The following is a 1008-nucleotide window of genomic DNA, read 5'->3' as shown; positions in this document are numbered from 1 at the left end:
GCTGGAGCAACCACGAAACCTACGACCCCACCCGCCACGGATCGGCCGCGCTGATCACCGCCGCCTGACCAGCCACGGTTAGAGACACACTGCCGCCCCTGAGATGCCGCGGCGGCCTTCAGCGCGCACACCGGGGACACACGAAGAACTGCGGCCAGTTGACAGTGGGAGTCTGCCGGGTCCACTTCATGCGGAACGTGCTCTCCAACGTCCCCAAGACAGCTGGGCCGATGGTCGCGTCGATCATCCGCACCATCTTCGCGCAACCCGACACCGAGCACGTGCTCGCCCAGTTCCACGAGGTGGTCCGGATGCTGACCCGCTCGCACCCGAAGATCGCGGACATGCTCGAGGACGCGCAGAACGACCTCCTCGCGTTCTGCGGATTCCCGCAGCAGCACTGGCGGCAGATCTGGTCCACGAACCCCCTGGAGCGGGTGAACAAGGAGATCAAGCGCCGCACCGACGTCGTGGGCACGTTCCCCAACCCCGCCGCGCTGCTCCGCCTGGCAGGGCACGTCCTCATCGAGCAGCACGACGAATGGGACGGCGCCGAACGCCGCTACTTCAGCGAGCACTCCATGAAGCTCCTCAACGTCACCGCAGAGGAGGTCGCGATCCCCGAACTCGCTGCGGCATAATCACAACAGCTGAACTCGCACGGTGTCGAGAAACTCCACCACTCAGAGGGACGCCACCGCGCGTCGGCAATAGCCGCCATTCCTCCGAGGCCTACCGGATGCGAGTTCCTCCCGGAGGGAACTGCGAGACGCGGACGGATGTTGCGCGGGCGCGTGCACGAGGTCTGCGAGAGACCGACCTTAGGGAACGACACCCAACGGCTCGAGGTGCTCTAGACCGGGAAGCAAAGGCGCAAGGACCTCTCCCAGTTTGGACCCGAACGCGGGGCAGCCTCTAAATCGGTAGGGTGCTAGTAGTACTTGGTTAGGTTCTTGTTAATGGTCGTGGGAGCTGTTAACGTCGCGGCGTGCGAGCGGATGAGATCGA

Annotated in this window: 1 pseudogene; it reads left to right on the top strand. The window is 64.5% G+C overall.

Going from position 1 to position 1008, the window contains the following annotated elements:
- Positions 1-173: 173 nt before the first annotated feature.
- A pseudogene (locus M4I32_RS15155) lies at positions 174-641 on the top strand (transposase); the annotation flags it as partial.
- Between the last annotated feature and the right edge of the window lie 367 nt (positions 642-1008).

The organism is Microbacterium sp. LRZ72 (genome assembly GCF_033792225.1).
Taxonomy (GTDB): domain Bacteria; phylum Actinomycetota; class Actinomycetes; order Actinomycetales; family Microbacteriaceae; genus Microbacterium.
Note: the sequence above shows the minus strand (reverse complement) of the source record. Positions and strands in the feature narration are given on the sequence as shown.